The sequence below is a fragment of the Pseudomonas sp. GW822-FHT02E03 genome (assembly GCF_058802325.1).
Genome location: NZ_JBXAOA010000010.1, coordinates 92,324 through 112,367, shown reverse-complemented (window position 1 = coordinate 112,367; position 20,044 = coordinate 92,324). Strand labels below are relative to the sequence as shown.

Here is a 20,044-nt window from a genome sequence, read left to right as displayed (position 1 = left end):
TAGCGGGGAGATTGCAGCGAAGAAAAATCGAATATTCTTTACCAATAATTCGTTATTTACGAAGTGTCGCAGATAATTCTCAGCGCGAGCCGAACACCGCCGCAACAGCGGCGTTCAGACGGGGCGGGATTGAGTCTCTCAATGCATCTTGCTGTGATCCTGCATGCCGAGCGCCCGAGTCTCGGCGTCAACCTTGATCGTCTCTTTTTCGCCCTTGGCGTTTTCCACGGTCAGGGTCAGGGGCACTTTGTCGCCTTCCTTAACCTGCGTCGTCAGGTCCATCAGCATGATGTGGTAGCCATGGGGATCGAAGCTCACCGGTTTGCCGGCCGGCAGCGCGACGGACTCGACCTGGCTCATGCTCATCACATCGTCTTTCATGCTGGATTGGTGAATTTGCACGGTGTTCGCGACCGGCGACTGCACGCTGAGCAATTTGCTGTCGCTGTCGGCCTGCAGGGTCATGAAGGCGCCGGTCGAATGCTGGCCGGCTACCGTCGCGCGGACCCAGGCGTCGTTCACCTGGGTTTGGGCGCACACCTGCCAGGCCGTGCCGATCAGGAAAAGGCCCAGGGCCAGCTGTTTAATACGTGGTGCGTAGATCGAAGTCATCAGCAGACCTCCATGACGGTGAGCAGGTCTTCTGCACACTCTTGAGCGGTAAGGGACGCGGACAGCCCCAGGCGCAAAGTGCCTCGGGAGTCGAAAACGAAGCTGGTCGCGGTGTGGGAGAGGGTATAGGTCGAGCCGCTCGGGATCTTTTCAAAGAACACACCGAACTCCTTGGCGGTGGCGGCGGTTTCTTCCAGCGAGCCGTACAGCGCCTCGAAACTTGGATCGAAGGCTTTGACGTAGGCGTCGAGCATTTGCGGCGTATCCCGCTCGGGGTCCAGGGTGATGAAGATCACTTGCAGGCGTTCGCCATCGCGGCCCATCAGTTTTTTCGCCTGTGCCGCACGGGCCAGCGTCGTCGGGCAGACCGCCGGACATTGGGTGAAACCGAAAAAAACCATCGGCATCAGGCCCCGATAGCTGCCCAGCATCCGGTACTCGCCCTGGGCGTCCTTGAGTTTGAAGGTACGCCCCATGATCTTGTCGCTGAGGTCCTTGCCGTACTTGAACGACAGCTTGCTGCTGTCATCGCATCCGGCGAGCAGGCCAAGGCTCAACAGGCTCATGCCTTGCAGGACCGTGCGACGGGTATACAACGTACTCATGGAAAAAAGCATCCTGTGTAGCGACCGGGAATCTACAGTGGCTGATCAATCAGACGAAAAAAAGCGCACGGATGTTAACAAACTGTTGCGCCATGGCGCTCAATCGATGGCCCACCGGTCATGCGCCAAAAGGTCGCGGCCTCGGGATACCCTACTGGGAACAAACACCGAGAAACCTGTGGCGAGGGAGCTTGCTCCCGCTGGGGCGCGCAGCGGCCCCCAAAAAAGACCGCTGCACAGCCCAACGCAGTAAGCCCTTTCACCACAGCAGACCGCACCTACTCAGGCGTATTAATGTGATCCAGCACCCGGTTCGCGGTGATCTCCGCCACCATGATGCTGTTTGAAATGCCCAGCAGGGCGTGACGCGACTCACCTTCCAGATGATCCACCAACTGATGGACCATCACATCGACCGAGGCCAGAGTCTCGACCAAAAAAACCGCCAGGGTTTCGGTAGTCGCCTCTGGGGCCACGGCAAACAGCTTGCTGGGTTTACGCGCGGTGGCTTTGATGTCGGCATTCGACGGGAAGTGGAAGTTCAGAGCCCGCTCGGCGGCCTCATTGAGCTTCTTTGAATCGGGCTCGTATGGAGAGATCGGATCCCTGTCCGGTGGGTTGGGCGTAACCTTGAACATAAGCTGGCTTCTCTGATTGGGTGCCAACCCTCCTGCTGCTAAACGAGAGGGAGGCAGCTGTACGCAGGTTAGCAGACCGGGGAAGCTAGCAAAGCCGGCGCGCCCGAAGGCGCCCTGCGCACAACCACCATCAAGTGCAGGCATGGGAATGCCTGACTGACAAGAGCTTGTGCACCTTGCTTGTAACCCCGGGCTGCTAAACCCGATCACTGATGGGCAGTGACGCGAATCAAGTTACCGAGCAACCCCAAGGCGCACAAGCCGGCGGATTCTGGCGTAAGCGTAGGCAACGGCGCAAGATCTTGTAGCTTTCAGGAAGTAACCTTCAGGGCTTTTAAACACGCGCATTCCGGCAATGTTGCAAATCCCTGTGGGAGCGGGCTTGCTCGCGAAAGCGGCGTGTCAGGCGACATCAATATTGACTGTGCCGCCGTCTTCGCGAGCAAGTCGAATCGTCGCACCGCCGCTCCCACAGGGATTCGCGCTTAACTCACTGGCATTGCTCAAGCCCAAATAGAACGTAGCCGCATGCACTTTTAAAGAGCCATGCCTGACACCGTGCACCAGTGCGAAGCGGTTTCCTGAGCTATTCCTTCCTTCAGCTCAAACGTCCGCCCACCCGCTCGCGGGGGCCGGAAGCCTGATGAGACGCGCATGGGCCGGTGTCTTTATCACATTTCCCCATCGTTCAGAGGCCGGTTTTCCAGAGCTGAGGAAGTCACACACCGCGGACTGGCACAAAGGCTGCATTGTTCCCCTCAGGCCCATCGAAAACAGATGGGCAGCCCACTCGGTCAACGATGATCGAGCGGCCGAGCAGGTCGTGGGCAACATCGGTGGATCCGGCGAAGGCGCCAGGTCGAACACCGCGAAGAACAGGCAAAGACGCCTGAAACCGAGAGGTTTCAGGCGTTTTTTTTTGCTTTTTTTAACCGTGATTGGCTTTGGCTGGGTGCTTACTATGAATTCCAATGTTGCCGCGTTGAACAAACTGCAAACACTGATCGTGATCGGCAATGGCATGGTCGGACATCATTGTGTCGAGCAGCTCATCGAGCGCGGTGCCCTCGACCACTACCGGCTGCATGTCTTCAGTGAAGAGCCGATGCGCGCCTACGACCGGGTGCATCTGTCCGAGTATTTCGGCGGTCGCGATGCCGAGTCGCTGGCTCTGGGCGAAGCCTCTCTGTACCAGACGCCGGGCGTTACTTTGCATCTGGGCGTGCCGGTGCTGGAAATCGACCGAGCGCGACGCCAGGTGATCACCGCACAAGGTTGCGTCGCTTACGACAAACTGGTTCTGGCCACCGGGTCTTATCCCTTCGTGCCGCCTATTGAAGGTGCGGAAGGTGACTCGCGCCTGGTCTATCGCACTCTGGAAGACCTCGACGCGATTCGTGCCGCGGCGGCCAATGCGCGGCGTGGCGTGGTGGTCGGAGGTGGCCTGCTCGGTCTGGAAGCCGCCAATGCCCTGAAAAGCCTGGGCCTGGAAGCGCATGTGGTGGAATTTGCCCCGCGCCTGATGCCGGTGCAGCTGGACGAGCAGGGTGGCCTGGCATTGAAGGCGCAAATCGAGCGGCTCGGTGTTGGCGTGCATCTGTCCCGTGGCACGCAGTCGATCAGTGCTGGCGAGGAATACCGTTATCGGATGAATTTTGCCAACGACGAATTTTTGGAAGCCGACCTGATCGTGTTCTCTGCCGGCATCCGCGCGCAAGACGCGCTGGCCCGCCAATGTGCGCTGGACATCGGTCCGCGTGGCGGCGTGGTGATTGACGATCAGTGCCTGACCAGCGATCCGAACATCTACGCCATCGGCGAGTGTGCCGCCTGGAACGGCAGCCTCTTCGGTCTGGTCGCCCCTGGTTATCAGATGGCCCGTGGCGTCGCGACGCTGCTGTGCAATCAAGTGGCGGAGCCGTTCCAGGGCGCCGACATGTCGACCAAGCTCAAACTGCTCGGCGTCGATGTCGGCTCCATCGGTGATGCTCATGCCCAGACCCCGGGTGCGCGCAGTTATCAGTTCATCGATGAAGCGACGGCCAGCTACCGCCGCCTGGTGGTGGATGCTGACAGCAAGCGCGTGCTCGGCGCGGTGTTGGTCGGCGACAACAGCTATTACGACACCTTGCTGCAATACATGCAGAACGGCATTGCCTTGCCGTCGGAACCCGCCAGCCTGATTCTGCCATCGTCCACCGGCGCGCCAACCCTGGGCCCGGGCGCGCTGCCCGAGTCGGCGACCGTTTGCTCGTGCCATAACGTCACCAAGGGCTCGATCTGCTCGGCCATCGACGGTGGCTGCACCGACCTCGGCCTGCTCAAGTCGCAGACCAAGGCTTGCACCGGTTGCGGCGGTTGCGCGGGGCTGCTCAAGCAAGTGTTCGAGCATGAATTGATTGCCCGTGGTGTCAGTGTCGACAAGAGCCTGTGTGAACACTTCGCCTACACCCGTCAGGAGCTTTATGCGCTGGTGCGGGTAGAAGGGGTGATCACTTTCGAAGAGCTGCTGGCAAAACATGGCCGTGGTCACACCGGTTGCGACGTGTGCAAACCGGCGGTGGGCTCGATCCTCGCTTCGTGCTGGAACCAGCCGATCATGGACGCCTCGCTGGTGCCGCTGCAGGACACCAACGACACCTTCATGGCCAACATGCAGAAAAACGGCACCTATTCGGTGGTGCCGCGCATCGCCGGGGGCGAGATCACCGCCGACAAGCTGATTGCGATTGGCGTGGTGGCGAAGAAATACGACCTCTACACCAAAATCACCGGCGGCCAGCGGATCGACTTGTTCGGCGCGCAGTTGCATCAGTTGCCGGACATCTGGTCCGAGTTGATTGAGGCCGGTTTCGAAACCGGGCATGCCTACGGCAAATCGACCCGCACGGTGAAGTCTTGCGTGGGCAGCACCTGGTGCCGTTACGGCGTGCAGGACAGCGTGAAAATGGCCCTGACTCTCGAGGATCGCTACAAAGGCCTGCGTTCGCCGCACAAGCTCAAGTTCGCGGTCTCCGGTTGTACCCGTGAATGTGCCGAGGCGCAGAGCAAAGACGTGGGCGTGATCGCCACCGAGAACGGCTGGAACCTCTACGTGGCCGGGAACGGCGGCATGCGCCCACGCCACGCCGAGCTGTTCGCCACCGACCTGGACGATGAAACCCTGATCCGTTACATCGACCGCTTCCTGATGTTCTACATCCGCACCGCCGACAAATTGCAGCGCACCTCGGTCTGGCGCGAAAGCCTGGAGGGCGGTCTGGATTACCTCAAGGACGTGATCATCAACGACAGCCTGGGACTTGGCGCGGAACTTGAAGCGCAGATGCAACTGGTGGTCAACCGCTACGAATGCGAATGGGCCAACGCCCTCAAAGACCCGGAAAAACTCAAGCGCTTCCGCACCTTCGTCAACGATCAACGCCCGGACCCGGACATCCATTTTGTTCAGGAACGCGGTCAGCGCCGGCCGATCATGGCTGCCGAACTCAACCTTATCCCTGTCACCGAGGAGAATGCCTGATGAGCCAGTCCACTACCCAGCGTGTCGAAGCCCCTGCAACCGCAGCCAATGCCCAAGCCTGGCAGGCGGTGTGCAGCCAGCAGGATCTGGTCAGCAACTCCGGCGTCGTGGTCTGGCTCGACGGCGCGCAGGTGGCGCTGTTCTACCTGCCGCAGGCCGAAGGTCGCACCCTCTACGCCATCGACAACCATGATCCGCAATCCGGCGCGAACGTCATCGGCCGCGGACTGATCGGCAGCCTCAAGGGTGATCTGGTGGTAGCGTCGCCGATCTACAAGCAGCATTTTCGTCTCGAAGACGGCAGTTGCCTGGAGTACCCGGAGCAGCGTCTGCGGGTGTGGCCGGTGCGCCTGAACGCCGGCGTTGTGGAAGTCGCGGCGGCTTGATCGCTGCTCTGAACCGTATCGGAGAACGTTGATGAAGACAGCCGCACAGTTGCTCAAACTGAAAGTCGTGCAAAACCAGCAGGTGCACAGCATCGCACCGGATCAGATGGTCCTCGACGCCCTGAAAATGATGGCCGAAAAGAACGTAGGTGCGTTGCCCGTCATCGAAGACGGGCAGGTGGTCGGTGTCATCAGCGAGCGCGACTATGCGCGCAAGGTGGTGCTTCAGGGGCGATCTTCGGTCGGCACGCCGGTGCGCGAGATCATGAGCGCGCCGGTGGTGACCGCCGACAGTCAGCAGAGTATCGAGCGCTGCATGGCGGTCATGACCGACAGTCATTTGCGCCATCTGCCCGTGCTGGAGAGCGGCGAACTGATCGGGCTGTTGTCGATTGGCGATCTGGTCAAGGAAGCCATCGTCGAGCAGGCCGATTTGATTCGGCAACTGGAACACTACATTCGCGGGCATTGAGGGCTGAGCGGGAACGAGCAGGCCATGTCTACGGTGCAGTAGACATGGCCTGTTCGGTACGGGCTTTAATTCGGGTTCGATACTCGTCAGCTCATCCAGTTGCCGCCATCGACGTTATAGGTCTGCGCCACGATGTAATCGCTCTCGGCCGATGCCAGGAAGATCGCCATACCGACCAGATCATCCGCCGTGCCCATGCGCCCATAGGGTACTTCCTGACCCGCCAGCTTTTTCTTTTCCCCAAGCGGCCGGTTTTCATATTTGGCGAACAGCGCGTCGACACCATCCCAATGCTCACCGTCCACCACGCCCGGCGCGATGGCGTTCACGTTGATGTTATGGGGAATGAGATTGAGGCCGGCCGATTGCGTGAGGCTGATCACCGCGGCTTTGGTCGCGCAATACACCGCGACGAGCGCTTCACCCCGTCGACCGGCCTGACTGGCCATATTGATGATCTTGCCGCCATGGCCCTGACGGATCATCTGCTTGGCCGCGGCCTGCAGCGTAAACAGAGTGCCGGACACGTTGATCGAGAACAGCCGTTCGTAGCTGTCGCGAGAAATCTCGGTAATCGGCGCGAGATCAAACAGTGCCGCGTTGTTGATCAGGATATCGAGCTTGCCTGTGGTCGCGATGACCGCCGCGATGGCTCCGTCGATGGATTGCTGATCAGTCACGTCCATCTCGACCGCATAGGCATTCGGCCACAGCTCGGCAGCGGTGGCTTGCGCACGTTCCAGGTTGATGTCTGCGATCGCGACCGTAGCGCCTTCGCGGATATAGGCTTGCGCGAACGTTCTCCCGATGCCTCTGGCAGAACCGGTGATTAGGGCGCTTTTTCCTTCCAAACGTTTCATTTTTTCCGTCCAATCGTAAGAACTATAGAGACGCCCCCATCGAGGGCATTAAAAGCGGTCGTGAGTCTGCGAAGAACCCTGTGGGAGCGGGCTTGCTCGCGAAGAGGGCGGCACATTCAACATCGATGCTGCCTGACACACCGCCTTCGCGAGCAAGCCCGCTCCCACATGGATTTGCGCCAAGCCGTTGCTATTTGGGATAACCCGCGCGTTTCATCTCGCGTTCGGTGGTTTGCTGGGCCGAGGCCAGGGCCTGCTCAACCGGCATCTGCCCGGTGAGCGCCGCAGACAGCAGCTTGCCGACCGACGTGCCGATGGCCTGGAATTCAGGAATGGTCACGTACTGGATACCGACGTAAGGCACGGGTTGGACTGACGGGTGTGCAGGGTCAGCGTGCTGCATCATTTTCAGCGTGACACTGGCGAAGGGTGCAGCCTGCAAATAAGCGTTGCTGTAGGTGGACATGCGAGTGCCCGGCGGTACGTTGGTGATGCCATCCTTATCGGCGACCAGTTGGATGTAGTCCTTGGAGGTCGCCCAGGTCACAAAGGCTTTGGCGGCTTCCTTGTGTTTGGACGTCGCAGGGATGGCCAGCGACCAGGCATAGAGCCAGGACGAACCCTTGTCGGTGACCTGCGTGGGGGCCGCGACGAAGCCGACCTTATCGGCGACCTTGCTTTGAGTTGTATCGGTGATGAAGGAGCCTGCGACGCTGGCATCGACCCAGATCGCGCATTTGCCGCTGTTGAACAGCGCCAGCGTCTCGTTGAAACCATTGCTCGAAACACCCGGCGGGCCGTACTGCTTGAGGGTGTTGACGTAGAAATTCGCGGCGGCGGTCCATTCCGGCCCAGTGAGTTGCGGCTGCCACTGCTCGTTGAACCAACGCGCGCCAAAAGCGTTGGACATGGTGGTCAGCAACGCCATGTTTTCACCCCAACCAGCCTTGCCGCGCAGGCACATTCCATACTGCTCTTTGTCCGGTTGGTGCAGCTTGCCGGCGAACTCGCCGAGCTGCGTCCAGGTCGGGTGCTCGGGCATGCTCAGGCCGGCGTTCTTGAACAAGTCGGTTCGGTAATAGGTGATGGTACTTTCGCCATAAAACGGCAGGGCATAGAGCGTGTCGTTGACTGACAGTCCCTGGCGAACCGAGGGGAAAATATCTTCGAGGTCATAGCTGGCGGGCAGGTCCTTCATCGGCTCCAGCCAATGCTTGGCGCCCCACAGCGGTGTTTCGTAGGTGCCGATGGTGAGCACGTCGAATTGACCGCCCTGAGTGGCAATGTCGGTGGTCAGGCGCTGACGCAACACGTTCTCTTCAAGCACCACCCAGTTGAGCTTCACGTCCGGATGCTGCTGTTCGAACGTTTTGGACAACCGCTGCATGCGGATCATGTCGCTGTTGTTCACAGTGGCGATGGTCACCGTTTCGGCAGCCTGGCAGAGCAGGGCAGAGGACAGGCCGGCGGATAGAAAAAATGCGCTTGGGATGATCTTCATCGTGTTCTCCGCTCTGCGCCTTGGGCGGCAGAGGCACTTATTGTTGTTGTAATCCACGATGCGAGTCATAGCCGCAACGGGATGGCCACAGGATTACAGCAACCCAAGTGGTGAACAAATGAACGGCATACACCGCACTGATACTTTTTTAACCGGGCAGGACAGTGGAAAAAAAGTATCAGTGACCGCCACACAGGGCGCTAGGCTTGCTGTCTGCTTAGTGTGAATCTGATAACAGCGCCGTGGAGTTTCGAATCTCCTTCGATTCGTCCCGGCTTCGCGGTAGCCTTGATAAAACCAACAAAAATGGAATCGCCAGGGTGATGAACCATCACGTAACCGCAGACAAGCCGCCCGCGCTTGAAGTCATTCTGAACGAGCCCCAGCACAGCTTTCGTTGGTACGAGCATGACTATCCCTTCGACCTTGCGCGTTGGAATCATCATCCGGAATTCGAGATCCACTTGATCCGCGAAGGCAGTGGTCGGCTATTGGCGGGTGACTACATCGGCCTGTTCGAGGCCGGCCACGTCGCCCTGATCGGTCCTGGCCTGCCTCACGACTGGATCAGCGACCTGGGCAAAGGCGAGGTGATTGAGGGGCGCGACGTGGTGTTGCAGTTCGACGGTCAGATGCTGATGCAGCTGCGCGACAAGGTCCCTGAACTCAGCGAGTTGCAAAACCTGTTTCGCCAGGCGGCACAGGGCATCGAATTTCATGGCAATACCCGCAAGAAAGCGGCCCGCCTGCTGGAAGAGATCGGCCAGTGCCACGGATTGCAGCGACTGTGCCTGTTCCTGTCATTGCTGCAATTGCTGGCGTCGGCCCCCGACAACGAGAAACAGACACTTGCCAGCCTGCAATATGCGCCCATGCTCGACGCATTGACGGCCCAGCGCATGAGTATTGTCTTCGACTACATCCTCAACGATCTCGCGGATGAGCTGCGGATGTCCGTCATCGCCCAGCGCCTGGACATGAACGAACCGGCCTTCTCCAAATTCTTCAAGCGCGCCACTGGCCATACCTTCGTCGACCTGACACGCAAACTGCGGGTCCAGCGCGCCTGCCGTTTGCTGGCGCAAAGCAGTTTCAGCGTTGCAGATATCTGCTTTGAAGTGGGTTACGCCAACTTGTCGAATTTCAATCGGCACTTCCGACATGAAATGCAGGAGACACCCAGCCAGTATCGGCAGCGGTTGCAACGGGTGGTGGCGGTCAGTCATTAAAGGGCACAAGATCAAAAGATCGCAGCCTTCGGCAGCTCGGATGTACGCGACCCATGTAGGAGCCGCCGAAGACTGCGATCTTTTAAGGCTGACGGGATGGACGTGGAATTATTTTTCTCCAGTTCTTGACATGCCTTTCGAACCAGTCCAGAATTGCGTCCATTCCTGCTTAGGGAACACGAAAACCCCTTAGATTTCAAAGGGTTGGATGCTAGATTAGAATCTTGTTTCCAGATACGAGTTTACACGTTTGATGTTGTGCTACTGACGTCAGATGTTTGAGGCCGAATAGCAAAATGGTTATGCAGTGGATTGCAAATCCACCTACGCCGGTTCGATTCCGACTTCGGCCTCCACTTTAAACGAGCTCCGTAGATCCATGATCTACGGAGCTTTTTTATTTTCGCAGTCCTGCAAGATTTAGTCTTGAAAAGGATCTTTGCGAACTTGCTTCACCGGGGCGGGATGTATATATTTCCCCCTCTGTTGCACAAGCGTCAGAACTGCCAGATCGTTATTGGTCAGTCTTCAGACCGCTTTACCGCGCTACCGCCCGAATGGCGAAACTGGTAGACGCATGGGACTTAAAATCCCCCGCTCGTAAGGGCGTGCCGGTTCGATTCCGGCTTCGGGCACCATATTTATCAAAGGCCTGCATGAGGTTTCTCATGCAGGCCTTTGTCGTTTCTGCCTCTCAATTTTTGACAGGCGCTATCGTTGATACCCGTCACAAGAATTTCAGCTGCGATGCTCGCTATCTCGCTTGTATCGACCCTGAGTACCTTCAGTTCAAAAAGCAGCTACTTCTGCGTCCATTTCCCACCACCGGTTTCGCAATCGATCCTGGCTTGCGGCAGGTTCTCGACGCTGTAGTAATACGTGATGACCTGGGCATTGTCAGGAATGTTCAGCGGTTTGCTGTTCTTGTCTTTGCTGATGGATTGAGGGTTGGCTAGCGCCTCTGGAGTCAAAGTGCCCAGGCAGGTGGCCTGATAACGATCGGCACACTGTGGGACTTTTTTCTTGGTGCTGGTCAGCATTTCCTTGCTCTCATTGCTGCAGGACCAATCAATAGAGTCCACGGGCATCCCTTCGTACTCATAGCAGCTGTGTGTTTCGATCGCGGGAACTGAAGGGCTTTGGGATCGGGTTTTGACGTCGCATCCTTGTGCCATCGCCAGCCCGGGGCACAGGCAGATGATCAGAAGCAGAAGAAGTCTGTTCATCGGTATTTCCTCTCATCCAGCGCCCCATGCGGGGATCGGGAAGTCAGCTACACAAATGGCTGGCCGGTAAAACCACGTGGCAGTCTTTGCAACCCGGGCATTTCGATCAGCCGCTGGGTCCAGGCCGCGCGCCAGTCATTGGCGGCGTGGGTGGCTTTGGCCTTGCGTGCGGCCCGACGTGCAGCGTTGCGTTCGGCTTTGCGCGCTTCTTTGAACGCATCGGTGTTTCGGCAGCTTCGGCATTTCACCCGGGTCAGTATGCTGCTTGAAGTCAGGTTGCTGCCTTTGTGTCCGCAGGCCAGGTGCCCGCCGACTTTGAAGTGAGTGACCATGGGGTATCTCCTTCGTGATGTGTAATCGTTCGACAGACGGGCGAGGGCGTTCGTTCGTTATACAACAGGCAAAAAAAGGCCCGCATGCGGGCGGGCCAGGGGGATTTCTTGAAAGGAGTGGATGCACTGTAGGGGATGAGTTGTGAAGGCCGTGTGAAATGGGAAAAGACACAAACAAAAAAATCCCGGCAAATTTGGCCGGGTGGGTGTGTAGCGCATGACAGGCAGGTATAAACCTGGTGACGATTGTCACCGTTCAGGTGCCCTGAAGGGGGCTTTGTGTATGGCTCAAGTACTTGGGTCGACTCATCTGAACCGAGGCAGCGGCGGCTCTACAGGTTTGAGTGCAGACAGCGCGCTGCGAATCTGCGGCGTGTCTTTCTCGATGTCATTCAGACGATCGCGAATCCTGAGGGCTGTCGGATGCCCCCCTTGATTATCAACCCAGTCGGCGATTTCCTTGCAGGCAGCGGCAAGGCGCGCCTGACGGGAGTCAAGCAGGGTAAGCAGGGTGGTGATGGACTCTTTCTCGGACATGACATACACCTCCGTTCAAAGAAATCGGGTAAAGGGCAACAAAAAGCCCGCGGGGGAGCGAGCTTTCTGCCGATGGGTCGCTGATCCTTCAGCTCCTTTGAGTATAGACCCGGAAATAAAACAGGTCAGCTTCAGGCCAGCCGGGACTTCGGCGAGCTGACCGCGTTAAGCCGCCGACATTCGCGTGCGGCGTCCTCTTCAAGATCGAAGCCGTCACCGATGAAGCCGCGAGTGCGGGTATCGGCGATGCGATACCAGACGGCAGCATCGGGTGGCGGGTGATCGGATTCTCCGGCCCGGCGGCCATGAATGATGATCTTGTTGCAGCGCTTCACAACGAAAATGTCTTCCATGGCGTCACCGAAGCTATTCATATTCAGATCAAGCATAGAAGCCCTTTGCAATCACGCAAAAAAAGGACAGGTCAGTTCGTCGGTTTAGTTCGCCTCGAAGAGGTCTTAGGGTGTTTCAGCCGTCTCGATAAGCTTCTCCAGAAGCACAGCCAACGCGACTTCTTCTGCCCTCAACCTTTTACGTCCTCTTGATCGCGGCAGTCTGGATAATGCGCCCTGCATGAAACCATCGACGACCGCCGGATGGATGTAGCACTTGCGGCAAACCGCCGGAGTGTTGCCCAACTGCCGGGCGACGTTCTTGACCATTTCCACCACATGGCGCTTCGCGTCGGCTTCCGATTCCCACTGCAACTCGCGCAGCACCGCCAATGCCAACGCACTGCCGGCCCAGGTGCGGTAATCCTTGGCGGTGAAATCGGCGCCCGTCAGCGTCTTTAAGTAGGCGTTGACGTCGGAGGAACTGATGGTGTGCCGCTCGCCGTTTTCGTCCAGATACTGAAAGAGGTTTTGCCCGGGGATTTCCAGGCAGCGTTTGATGATTCGCGCCAGGCGCCGGTCTTTGACGGTGATCTGGTGCTCGATGCCGCTCTTGCCGCGAAACTGGAACAGGATTGCGCTGCCGTTGACCTCGACGTGACGGTTGCGCAGGGTCGTCAGGCCGTAGGAGCGATTGTCCCGGGCGTATTGCGTGTTGCCGACGCGGATCAGCGTCGCATCGAGCAAGGTAATCACCGTGGCCATGACCTTGTCGCGGCTGAAACCGGGCGCGGCCAGCAGCGTTTCCAGTTGTTTGCGCAGTTTCGGCAGGGCCAGGCCGAAGTCCCGCAAGCGCGAATATTTGTCGGCATCGCGCACTTCTCGCCAGCGCGGGTGATACCGGTATTGCTTGCGACCGCGAGCGTCGCGGCCGGTGGCTTGCAGATGGCCGCGCGGGTCGGCGCAAATCCACACATCGGTGTAGGCGGGCGGCACCGCGAGTGCATTGATGCGTTTGATTTCATCCAGATCGGTAATGCGCTGACCCGCCGGGTCGAAGTAGCAAAACTTGCCGCGCAGGAGTTTGCGGGTGATGCCGGGCTGGCTGTCATCGACGTAATGCAGGTCGGGCGGCAGAACATCGGGCAACGCGGTATCTGGCATGGTGGGCAATCCTGGGCGACGAATCATGGGGCGTTAAGCCATTGACCTCGCGTCATCGTCGGGGTGCCGACGGATTCAGGCCAGCACCGCCACCGCTTTGATTTGCGCCCAAAGTTGCTGTCCGGGGTGCACGCCCAGTTGATCCCGGGAATAGCGGGTGATTCGCGCCAGTAGCGGTGTGCCGGCCGCGTTCAGGCGGATCAGTACGTGAGCGGCGTTATCGGCACCGATTTCACTGATCACCGTGACCGGCAGGCGATTGAGAATGCTGCTTTGCTCGACTCCTTGCAGGCTCAGGCTGACATCCCGCGCCTGGACCTTGCAGCGCAGCGCCTGGCCCTCGGCCATCGGCGAATGGGCGACCCGAATGCTCAGCTCCGTGTTGGGCAGTTGCAATGTCAACAACTGGTAGTCGGCGTCATAGGCGCTGACATGCCCTTCGATCACCACACCGGCATCGTCGCCAAGCGCCAGCGGCAGATCGAGCCGGGCCAGGGTTTCGCCGATGGCGCCGCTGGCCAAAGCCTTGCCATTGCTGAGCAGAACGAGGTGGTCGGCGAGCCGCGCGACTTCATCCTGGGAGTGGCTGACGTACAGCACGGGGATGTCTAGCTCATCGTGCAGCCGTTGCAGATATGGCAGGATTTCGTTCTTACGCTGGGTATCGAGCGCCGCCAGCGGCTCATCCATCAGCAATAGTTTCGGGCTGGTGAGCAGGGCACGAGCGATGCCGATCCGCTGGCGCTCACCGCCAGAAAGGTTCTGCGGATCACGGGCCAGCAAATGGCCAATCCCCAGCAACTCAGTGGCATGGGCCATGTCGACCCGGCGCTGTTGGCGGGGAATACGTCTGAGGCCGAACTCCAGATTGGCCCGCACCGATAAATGCGGGAACAGGCTGGCTTCCTGGAAAACGTAACCCAGGGCGCGTTTATGCGGCGGTACGAAAATCCCCTTGTCGCTGTCCTGCCAGACTTCATCGTTGACCTGAATAAAACCCTGCCCGGCCTGTTCCAGACCGGCGATGCAGCGCAGGCACGTGGTCTTGCCCGAGCCGGAATGGCCGTAAAGCGCCGTCACTCCGCGGCCGGGCAGTTGCAGGTCCACATCCAGGGAGAATCCCGAATAATTCAGTTTCAAGCGCGCATGAATCATCGATCAGCTCCAGACCGCTTTGGTTTTACGGCTGGAGTAGAGCGCCAGCAATACTGCAAACGAGAACACCAGCATCGCCCCGGCCAGCCAGTGAGCCTGGGCGTATTCCATGGCTTCGACGTGATCGTAGATCTGCACCGAGACCACGCGGGTTTTGTCGGGAATGTTGCCGCCGATCATCAGTACTACACCGAACTCGCCAACAGTGTGGGCGAAACCGAGAATGGCCGCGGTGATGAAACCGGGGCGGGCCAGCGGCACAATCACGCTGAAGAACGTGTCCCAGGGATTGGCGCGCAAGGTTGCAGCCACTTCCAGTGGGCGAGTGCCAATGGAAGAAAAAGCATTTTGCAGTGGTTGGATCACGAACGGCATCGAGTACAGCACCGAGCCGATCACCAACCCCGCAAAACTGAAGGTCAAGGTGCCGAGCCCTAGCGATTGGGTGAACTGGCCGACCCACCCGTTAGGACCGAGCGCCAGCAACAAATAAAAGCCAATCACCGTGGGCGGCAGCACCAAGGGCAGGGCGACGATCGCCCCGATCGGGCCGCGCAGCCAGGACTGGGTACGCGACAGCCATAACGCAATCGGAGTGCCGATGACCAACAGGATCACGGTCGTCAGGGACGCCAGTTTGAGAGTCAGCCAGATGGCGGAATAATCGGCACTCGATAGCGTCATTTAGAGTTGGTAACCGTAGGATTTGATGACAGCGGCGGCTTTCGGACCTTTGAGGTAGTCAACCAGCGCCTTGGCGGCCGGGTTGTCCTTGCCCTTATTGAGGATTACCGCGTCTTGTTTGATCGGGTCATGCAGATCGGCCGGAACGATCCAGGCCGAACCGCTGGTGACTTTGCCGTCTTTGTAGATCTGCGACAAGGCCACAAAACCGAGTTCGGCATTACCAGTGGATACGAACTGGTAGGCCTGGGTGATGTTCTGGCCTTCAACGATCTTGTCTTTGACCTTGTCGGTCAGCCCCTGTTTGGCCAGCACTTGAGTGGCAGCCAGGCCATACGGGGCGGCTTTCGGGTTGGCGATGGACAGATGCTGATACTGATTGTCGCTCAGCACCTTGCCCTTGGCGTCGACATAACCCTCCTTGGCCGACCACAGCGCCAGGGTGCCGATGGCGTAGGTGAAGCGCGAGCCTTTGACTGTGTCGCCTTCGGTTTCGAGTTTTTTCGGGGTGATGTCGTCTGCCGAGAGGAACACTTCGAACGGCGCACCGTTCTTGATCTGGGTGTAAAACTGGCCGGTTGCACCAAAGGAGGTGACCAGTTTGTGCCCGGTGTCTTTCTCGAAATCGGCCGCGATGGCCTGGATCGGCGCGGTGAAGTTGGCAGCAACGGCGACTTGGACTTCATCCGCCAGGGCTGACCCGAAAGCGAACACGGTGAGCAGGCACGCGGGGGCAAAACGTGAGGCACGAATGGTCATGGAGCGGCTCCGTGGTAGGCGAGTGAAACGCTATATAGCGGAATATATAGCGAATTGCCTGTAAACGGAACTTGTCGGATGCAGAGTGCAGGTTGGTACTGAATGCCGTTGGAACCTGTGGGAGCGGGCTTGCTCGCGAAGACGACGGTACAGTCAACATTGATGTCGCCTGACACACCGCCTTCGCGAGCAAGCCCGCTCCCACAGGTTTGGCGTCTAGCAGTGGGTTAACTTGGCCAACGCCTCATCCGCCAACCGCCGGGTCAGCTCTGCCGAAGTTGTTTCAACCCCCAACGTGAACGCCTGCCCGGCCCAAAGGCTGCTGAAATCCGCTTCCCCTTTGGCCCGCAACGGCATCAACGCACCGCCCGCCAGAGGGAACGTCGGCGCCTTGGCACTCATCGGCCCCAGCTCACGCATCACCCGATTGAGAATCCCGCGTGCCGGGCGCCCGGTGAAAATGTTGGTGACTGCCGTTTCGCTTTCCTTGGCCGTGCGTAACGCCTTCTGGTGAGACGCGCTGACCTTGGCCTCCGGCGTGAACAAATAAGCCGTACCCACCTGGACTGCCGAAGCGCCCAGCAGAAAAGCCGCCGCCACGCCCCGCGCATCTCCAATCCCGCCCGCCGCAATCACCGGCACTTTCACCGCATCGACGATTTGTGGCACCAGGGCAAATGTCCCTACCTGGCTGCTCAGGTCATCACTGAGGAACATCCCCCGGTGGCCACCGGCCTCGTAACCCATGGCGATGATCGCGTCGCAACCATGCTGTTCCAGCCAAATGGCCTCTTCGACGGTAGTCGCCGAAGAGAGAATTTTCGCCCCGGTAGCTTTTACCCGATCCAGCAGGGATTTTTCCGGCAGGCCAAAGTGAAAACTCACTACTGCGGGACGAAACTCTTCGATCACTTCGCAGGCCGCGTTATCGAACGGAGCGCGATTGGACACCGGTGTCGGTGCGTCGAAGTCGACACCCAATTCCCGGTAATACGGTTCCAGCAGATTCTTCCAGTCCCGGGCGCGTTGCTCATCGGGTGCCGGAGGTTGATGGCAAAAGAAATTGACGCTGAACGGGCGCTGGGTGTGTTGGCGAATCGTTTTCAGCTCCTCGCGCAACTGCTCGATGCTCAGCATCGCGGCGGGCATCGAGCCCAGGCCGCCAGCGTTGCTCACCGCAATCACCATGGCCGACGTCGTCGCGCCGGCCAAGGGGCCCTGGATGATCGGCAGTTCGATCCCAAGCAGGTCAAGAATGCGGGTGTCTGGCCATTGACTCATGTGCAGTGTTCTCCGACGTCGGTAGAAGCGAATTTGTATCAGTAATGACTGACGCAAGGCCAGTCGAGTTTGAGGATTGGCTTAAAGTCGGCTACGGCGATGTGTTTTCATGTGTTATTTCAACAGCACGACAACTGAGCGATTCCATCGGGAGGCAGTGATGTTCAAAGGCATTTTGATCGACAAGGACGACAACGGTTACCGGGCCACGTTGCAAGAGATCAGTGACGATCAATTGCCTGAAGGCGATGTGACCGTGCGTGTGGCGTACAGCACGCTGAACTTCAAGGATGGCTTGGCGATCACGGGCAGCAGCCCGGTGGTGCGAAAATTCCCGATGGTGCCGGGGATCGATCTGGCGGGCGTTGTCGAAGTCAGCGGTCATCCGGGCTACAAGGTTGGTGATCAGGTCCTGCTCAATGGCTGGGGTGTGGGCGAAGGGCACTGGGGCGGATTGGCGCAGAAAGCTCGCCTGAATGGCGACTGGCTGATCCCGTTGCCCCAAGCCTTCACCGCCGCGCAAGCGATGGCCATTGGCACGGCCGGTTACACAGCAATGCTGAGCATCCTGGCGCTGGAGCACAACGGCGTGAACCCCGATCAAGGCGAAGTGCTGGTGACAGGCGCCAACGGTGGCGTAGGCAGTTTCGCCATCGCGCTGTTGAGTAAACTCGGCTATCGCGTGGTGGCATCCACCGGTCGTACATCCGAGCACGACTACCTCAAGCAATTGGGCGCCAGCGAAATCATCGATCGCAGCACATTGTCAGAACCGGGCAAACCGTTGGCCAAGGAGCGTTGGGCGGCGGTGATTGACTCAGTCGGTAGTCACACGCTGGCCAACGCTTGCGCCAGCACTCGGGCCAACGGCACTGTCGCTGCCTGCGGTCTGGCCCAAGGCATGGACTTCCCGGCCTCCGTTGCGCCGTTCATTTTGCGCGGTGTGACCCTGGCCGGCATCAACAGCGTGACCCAACCCAAAGCCAAGCGAATACTGGCCTGGAATCGCCTGGCCAAGGATCTGGACTTTGCCTTGCTACCGCTGATCAGTCACGAAATCGGCTTGAGTGAAGCCATCGACGCGGCCCAGCGCCTGCTTGCCGGCCAGTTGCGTGGTCGGGTGGTGGTCGACGTCAATCGTTGATCGTCTCGGCGCCAATCAAACAGACAAATTGTAGAAACAAGGAAATAGCGACAATGGATGTAAAGCTGCGTGAAGTGCTGCCCTTTAGCGTCTCTGGGTTGCAGGTGCGAACCCTTAATGCCGCAGAACAGCAGCCAGATACCGCGCGTATCGGCCCTATGTGGGAACAGTTTTTCGTCGAGGACGTTTTCGACAAAATCGCCCACAAACAGCCGGACTCGTTTATGTACGGCGTCTATTCCAACTACGAATCCGACGCCTCGGGCCACTTCGATGTAACCGCGGGTGCAGCGGTCACCGCGCCCTCCGAGGACTTTGCGCAGATTCAGGTTGAGGGCGGCGATTACCTGGTGTTCAGCGCCAAAGGGCCGATGCCCGACAGCGTCATTCAGACGTGGGGCCTGGTCTGGGCTTACTTCGAGGATAACCCGCAGGTTCGCCGCAAGTTCGCCACGGACTTCGAGGTCTACACCGGCCCGGAGACCGTGGCGGTCTACATCGGCATTCAGGACTCAGCCGCGTTTTCGCGTTCAAGCAACTGACGCTTGCGCTCCACACCCCAGCGATAGCCCGACAGGTTGCCGTCGCTGCGCACCACGCGATGGCAAGGGATCGCCACCGCCAGGCTGTTTGCGCCGCAGGCCTGAGCCACGGCGCGTACGGCTTTGGGCGCGCCGATGCGCTGAGCTATATCGGCATAACTGGCGGTGCTGCCAGCGGGAATCTCCCGCAGGGCTTGCCACACCCGCTCCTGGAACGCCGTGCCGCGTACGTCCAGCGGCAAGTCCAGGCCGAGGGCCGGGGCTTCGATAAAGCCCACGACTTTGGCGATCAACTGCTCGAACTCATGATCGGCGCCAATCAGGTTGGCGCGCCGAAACTTGTCCTGCAGGTCACAGACCAATTGATGCGGGTCGTCCCCCAACAGAATCGCGCAGACGCCGCGCTCACTTTGCGCCACCAGAATCGCTCCCAGAGAACACTGGCCGACGGCAAAACGAATGTCGTTGTTCTGCCCGGCCGCACGGTAATCGCCGGGCTTCATGCCCAGCACTTGATCCGCGGCCTCATAGAATCGGCTGTTGGAGTTGAATCCGGCGTCATACAGCGCGTCGGTGACCGTGCCTCCGTCCGCCAGGCGCTCACGAACCTTGCGTGAACGATGGGCGGTGGCGTAGCCCTTGGGCGTCAGGCCGGTGATGGCCTTGAACACGCGATGGAAGTGGAAACTGCTCAGGCCGGCGGCGTCCGCCAGTTCATTCAGCGCCGGCAACGTCTCGGCGGATTCGATGTGACGGCATGCGGCGGCCACGGTTGTGGCGTGCTGTGCGGCGACGTCGCTTTGATCCTTCGCGGCTCGTTTGCTGGGGCGATAACCCGCCGCCTGAGCTTGCTCGGCGGTGTCGAAGAACTCGACATTCTGCGGTTTCGGCAAACGCGCCAGGCTGCTGGGGCGGCAGTAGATGCCGGTGGTTTTCACCGCATACACAAACTGCCCGTCGGCGCGGGGATCGCGTGCGACCACGGCAGCCCAGCGAGGATCGTTTTCGGTGGCGATATTTTTCGAATGAGTTGTCATGGCTTCATGTCCGTTGACCCGTTTC

At 59.2% G+C, this 20,044-nt stretch carries 21 protein-coding genes and 2 tRNA genes; 8 read left to right on the top strand and 15 right to left on the bottom strand.

The genetic code is table 11. From position 1 onward, the window contains the following. Positions 1-138: 138 nt before the first annotated feature. The 3 genes from AC1RQB_RS10600 to AC1RQB_RS10590 all read right to left on the bottom strand — a co-directional run bounded on the left by AC1RQB_RS10600 (position 139) and on the right by AC1RQB_RS10590 (position 1,855). Positions 139-612 (bottom strand): copper chaperone PCu(A)C, encoded by a 474-nt coding sequence (locus AC1RQB_RS10600; protein ID WP_063343769.1) that lies wholly within the window; start codon positions 610-612, stop codon positions 139-141. Beyond that, positions 612-1,217 carry an SCO family protein gene (locus AC1RQB_RS10595; RefSeq protein ID WP_008072038.1) on the bottom strand — a complete coding sequence of 202 codons (606 nt, stop codon included), beginning with the start codon at positions 1,215-1,217 and terminating at the stop codon, positions 612-614. Before AC1RQB_RS10595 ends, AC1RQB_RS10600 begins: the two co-directional genes overlap by 1 nt. A 278-nt stretch (positions 1,218-1,495) precedes the next feature. Then, positions 1,496-1,855: a DUF6124 family protein gene (locus AC1RQB_RS10590; protein WP_063343768.1), complete on the bottom strand. Its 360-nt coding sequence runs from the start codon at positions 1,853-1,855 to the stop codon at positions 1,496-1,498. 961 nt (positions 1,856-2,816) lie between these two features. Between AC1RQB_RS10590 and nirB the strand changes: the two genes are divergently transcribed. The 3 genes from nirB to AC1RQB_RS10575 are packed head-to-tail and all read left to right on the top strand — an operon-like array spanning position 2,817 to position 6,236. After that, entirely contained in the window at positions 2,817-5,378 is a 2,562-nt protein-coding gene (gene nirB / locus AC1RQB_RS10585) for a nitrite reductase large subunit NirB (RefSeq protein WP_063343767.1), read from the top strand. Next, entirely contained in the window at positions 5,378-5,764 is a 387-nt protein-coding gene (nirD, locus tag AC1RQB_RS10580) for a nitrite reductase small subunit NirD (RefSeq protein WP_007901129.1), read from the top strand. The genes nirB and nirD overlap by 1 nt, the downstream gene beginning before the upstream one ends. A gap of 31 nt (positions 5,765-5,795) precedes the next feature. Next, a complete protein-coding gene (locus AC1RQB_RS10575; protein WP_008071340.1) occupies positions 5,796-6,236 on the top strand; it encodes a CBS domain-containing protein in 441 nt (146 codons plus the stop codon). A gap of 86 nt (positions 6,237-6,322) precedes the next feature. On the opposite strand, the gene AC1RQB_RS10570 is transcribed toward AC1RQB_RS10575, so the two are convergent. Together AC1RQB_RS10570 and AC1RQB_RS10565 are read right to left on the bottom strand one after the other, a co-directional pair. Further along, positions 6,323-7,096: an L-iditol 2-dehydrogenase gene (locus AC1RQB_RS10570; protein WP_063343766.1), complete on the bottom strand. Its 774-nt coding sequence runs from the start codon at positions 7,094-7,096 to the stop codon at positions 6,323-6,325. Positions 7,097-7,286: 190 nt separating this feature from the next. Further along, positions 7,287-8,597: an ABC transporter substrate-binding protein gene (locus AC1RQB_RS10565; protein WP_063343765.1), complete on the bottom strand. Its 1,311-nt coding sequence runs from the start codon at positions 8,595-8,597 to the stop codon at positions 7,287-7,289. 323 nt (positions 8,598-8,920) lie between these two features. Between AC1RQB_RS10565 and AC1RQB_RS10560 the strand changes: the two genes are divergently transcribed. From AC1RQB_RS10560 to AC1RQB_RS10550, 3 genes are all read left to right on the top strand, one after another. Next, entirely contained in the window at positions 8,921-9,826 is a 906-nt protein-coding gene (locus AC1RQB_RS10560) for a helix-turn-helix domain-containing protein (RefSeq protein WP_063343764.1), read from the top strand. 282 nt (positions 9,827-10,108) lie between these two features. Then, positions 10,109-10,182 (top strand) — tRNA-Cys (locus tag AC1RQB_RS10555). Between the two features lie 195 nt (positions 10,183-10,377). Then, a tRNA-Leu gene (locus AC1RQB_RS10550) sits at positions 10,378-10,464 on the top strand. 162 nt (positions 10,465-10,626) lie between these two features. On the opposite strand, the gene AC1RQB_RS10545 is transcribed toward AC1RQB_RS10550, so the two are convergent. The 9 genes from AC1RQB_RS10545 to AC1RQB_RS10505 form a co-directional block, all read right to left on the bottom strand. Further along, the gene (locus AC1RQB_RS10545; protein WP_063343763.1) at positions 10,627-11,052 is read right to left on the bottom strand and encodes a hypothetical protein; all 426 of its coding nucleotides are present in this window, start codon (positions 11,050-11,052) and stop codon (positions 10,627-10,629) included. A 47-nt stretch (positions 11,053-11,099) separates the two neighbouring features. After that, positions 11,100-11,384 carry a hypothetical protein gene (locus AC1RQB_RS10540; RefSeq protein WP_008075405.1) on the bottom strand — a complete coding sequence of 95 codons (285 nt, stop codon included), beginning with the start codon at positions 11,382-11,384 and terminating at the stop codon, positions 11,100-11,102. 306 nt (positions 11,385-11,690) lie between these two features. Beyond that, complete coding sequence (locus AC1RQB_RS10535; RefSeq protein ID WP_007900017.1) at positions 11,691-11,921, bottom strand: hypothetical protein; 231 nt, start codon at positions 11,919-11,921, stop codon at positions 11,691-11,693. Positions 11,922-12,052: 131 nt separating this feature from the next. Then, positions 12,053-12,310 carry a hypothetical protein gene (locus tag AC1RQB_RS10530; RefSeq protein WP_063343762.1) on the bottom strand — a complete coding sequence of 86 codons (258 nt, stop codon included), beginning with the start codon at positions 12,308-12,310 and terminating at the stop codon, positions 12,053-12,055. 69 nt (positions 12,311-12,379) lie between these two features. Next, entirely contained in the window at positions 12,380-13,417 is a 1,038-nt protein-coding gene (locus tag AC1RQB_RS10525) for a DNA topoisomerase IB (RefSeq protein WP_063343761.1), read from the bottom strand. Between the two features lie 75 nt (positions 13,418-13,492). Continuing rightward, a complete protein-coding gene (gene modC / locus AC1RQB_RS10520) occupies positions 13,493-14,572 on the bottom strand; it encodes a molybdenum ABC transporter ATP-binding protein (RefSeq protein WP_063343760.1) in 1,080 nt (359 codons plus the stop codon). 3 nt (positions 14,573-14,575) lie between these two features. After that, a complete protein-coding gene (gene modB, locus AC1RQB_RS10515) occupies positions 14,576-15,256 on the bottom strand; it encodes a molybdate ABC transporter permease subunit (protein WP_063343759.1) in 681 nt (226 codons plus the stop codon). Then, the gene (gene modA, locus AC1RQB_RS10510) at positions 15,257-16,015 is read right to left on the bottom strand and encodes a molybdate ABC transporter substrate-binding protein (protein ID WP_063343758.1); all 759 of its coding nucleotides are present in this window, start codon (positions 16,013-16,015) and stop codon (positions 15,257-15,259) included. Between the two features lie 216 nt (positions 16,016-16,231). Further along, on the bottom strand, positions 16,232-17,296 hold the full coding sequence (locus AC1RQB_RS10505) for an NAD(P)H-dependent flavin oxidoreductase (protein WP_207267306.1): 1,065 nt from the start codon (positions 17,294-17,296) through the stop codon (positions 16,232-16,234). 160 nt (positions 17,297-17,456) lie between these two features. On the opposite strand from AC1RQB_RS10505, the gene acuI reads away from it, so the two are divergent. Together acuI and AC1RQB_RS10495 are read left to right on the top strand one after the other, a co-directional pair. Beyond that, the gene (gene acuI, locus AC1RQB_RS10500; RefSeq protein WP_063343757.1) at positions 17,457-18,440 is read left to right on the top strand and encodes an acrylyl-CoA reductase (NADPH); all 984 of its coding nucleotides are present in this window, start codon (positions 17,457-17,459) and stop codon (positions 18,438-18,440) included. Positions 18,441-18,493: 53 nt separating this feature from the next. Beyond that, positions 18,494-18,982 (top strand): GyrI-like domain-containing protein, encoded by a 489-nt coding sequence (locus tag AC1RQB_RS10495; RefSeq protein WP_063343756.1) that lies wholly within the window; start codon positions 18,494-18,496, stop codon positions 18,980-18,982. Here the strand turns inward: AC1RQB_RS10495 and ada are convergent. Beyond that, the gene (gene ada / locus AC1RQB_RS10490) at positions 18,946-20,019 is read right to left on the bottom strand and encodes a bifunctional DNA-binding transcriptional regulator/O6-methylguanine-DNA methyltransferase Ada (RefSeq protein WP_063343970.1); all 1,074 of its coding nucleotides are present in this window, start codon (positions 20,017-20,019) and stop codon (positions 18,946-18,948) included. The genes AC1RQB_RS10495 and ada overlap by 37 nt on opposite strands. Between the last annotated feature and the right edge of the window lie 25 nt (positions 20,020-20,044).

Bases quoted from the DNA above. Each gene is read 5' to 3' on its own strand.
- AC1RQB_RS10600 (WP_063343769.1), bottom strand. From the start codon at position 612: ATGACTTCGATCTACGCACCACGTATTAAACAGCTGGCCCTGGGCCTT.
- AC1RQB_RS10595 (WP_008072038.1), bottom strand. From the start codon at position 1,217: ATGAGTACGTTGTATACCCGTCGCACGGTCCTGCAAGGCATGAGCCTG.
- AC1RQB_RS10590 (WP_063343768.1), bottom strand. From the start codon at position 1,855: ATGTTCAAGGTTACGCCCAACCCACCGGACAGGGATCCGATCTCTCCA.
- nirB (WP_063343767.1), top strand. From the start codon at position 2,817: ATGAATTCCAATGTTGCCGCGTTGAACAAACTGCAAACACTGATCGTG.
- nirD (WP_007901129.1), top strand. From the start codon at position 5,378: ATGAGCCAGTCCACTACCCAGCGTGTCGAAGCCCCTGCAACCGCAGCC.
- AC1RQB_RS10575 (WP_008071340.1), top strand. From the start codon at position 5,796: ATGAAGACAGCCGCACAGTTGCTCAAACTGAAAGTCGTGCAAAACCAG.
- AC1RQB_RS10570 (WP_063343766.1), bottom strand. From the start codon at position 7,096: ATGAAACGTTTGGAAGGAAAAAGCGCCCTAATCACCGGTTCTGCCAGA.
- AC1RQB_RS10565 (WP_063343765.1), bottom strand. From the start codon at position 8,597: ATGAAGATCATCCCAAGCGCATTTTTTCTATCCGCCGGCCTGTCCTCT.
- AC1RQB_RS10560 (WP_063343764.1), top strand. From the start codon at position 8,921: ATGAACCATCACGTAACCGCAGACAAGCCGCCCGCGCTTGAAGTCATT.
- AC1RQB_RS10545 (WP_063343763.1), bottom strand. From the start codon at position 11,052: ATGAACAGACTTCTTCTGCTTCTGATCATCTGCCTGTGCCCCGGGCTG.
- AC1RQB_RS10540 (WP_008075405.1), bottom strand. From the start codon at position 11,384: ATGGTCACTCACTTCAAAGTCGGCGGGCACCTGGCCTGCGGACACAAA.
- AC1RQB_RS10535 (WP_007900017.1), bottom strand. From the start codon at position 11,921: ATGTCCGAGAAAGAGTCCATCACCACCCTGCTTACCCTGCTTGACTCC.
- AC1RQB_RS10530 (WP_063343762.1), bottom strand. From the start codon at position 12,310: ATGCTTGATCTGAATATGAATAGCTTCGGTGACGCCATGGAAGACATT.
- AC1RQB_RS10525 (WP_063343761.1), bottom strand. From the start codon at position 13,417: ATGCCAGATACCGCGTTGCCCGATGTTCTGCCGCCCGACCTGCATTAC.
- modC (WP_063343760.1), bottom strand. From the start codon at position 14,572: ATGATTCATGCGCGCTTGAAACTGAATTATTCGGGATTCTCCCTGGAT.
- modB (WP_063343759.1), bottom strand. From the start codon at position 15,256: ATGACGCTATCGAGTGCCGATTATTCCGCCATCTGGCTGACTCTCAAA.
- modA (WP_063343758.1), bottom strand. From the start codon at position 16,015: ATGACCATTCGTGCCTCACGTTTTGCCCCCGCGTGCCTGCTCACCGTG.
- AC1RQB_RS10505 (WP_207267306.1), bottom strand. From the start codon at position 17,296: ATGAGTCAATGGCCAGACACCCGCATTCTTGACCTGCTTGGGATCGAA.
- acuI (WP_063343757.1), top strand. From the start codon at position 17,457: ATGTTCAAAGGCATTTTGATCGACAAGGACGACAACGGTTACCGGGCC.
- AC1RQB_RS10495 (WP_063343756.1), top strand. From the start codon at position 18,494: ATGGATGTAAAGCTGCGTGAAGTGCTGCCCTTTAGCGTCTCTGGGTTG.
- ada (WP_063343970.1), bottom strand. From the start codon at position 20,019: ATGACAACTCATTCGAAAAATATCGCCACCGAAAACGATCCTCGCTGG.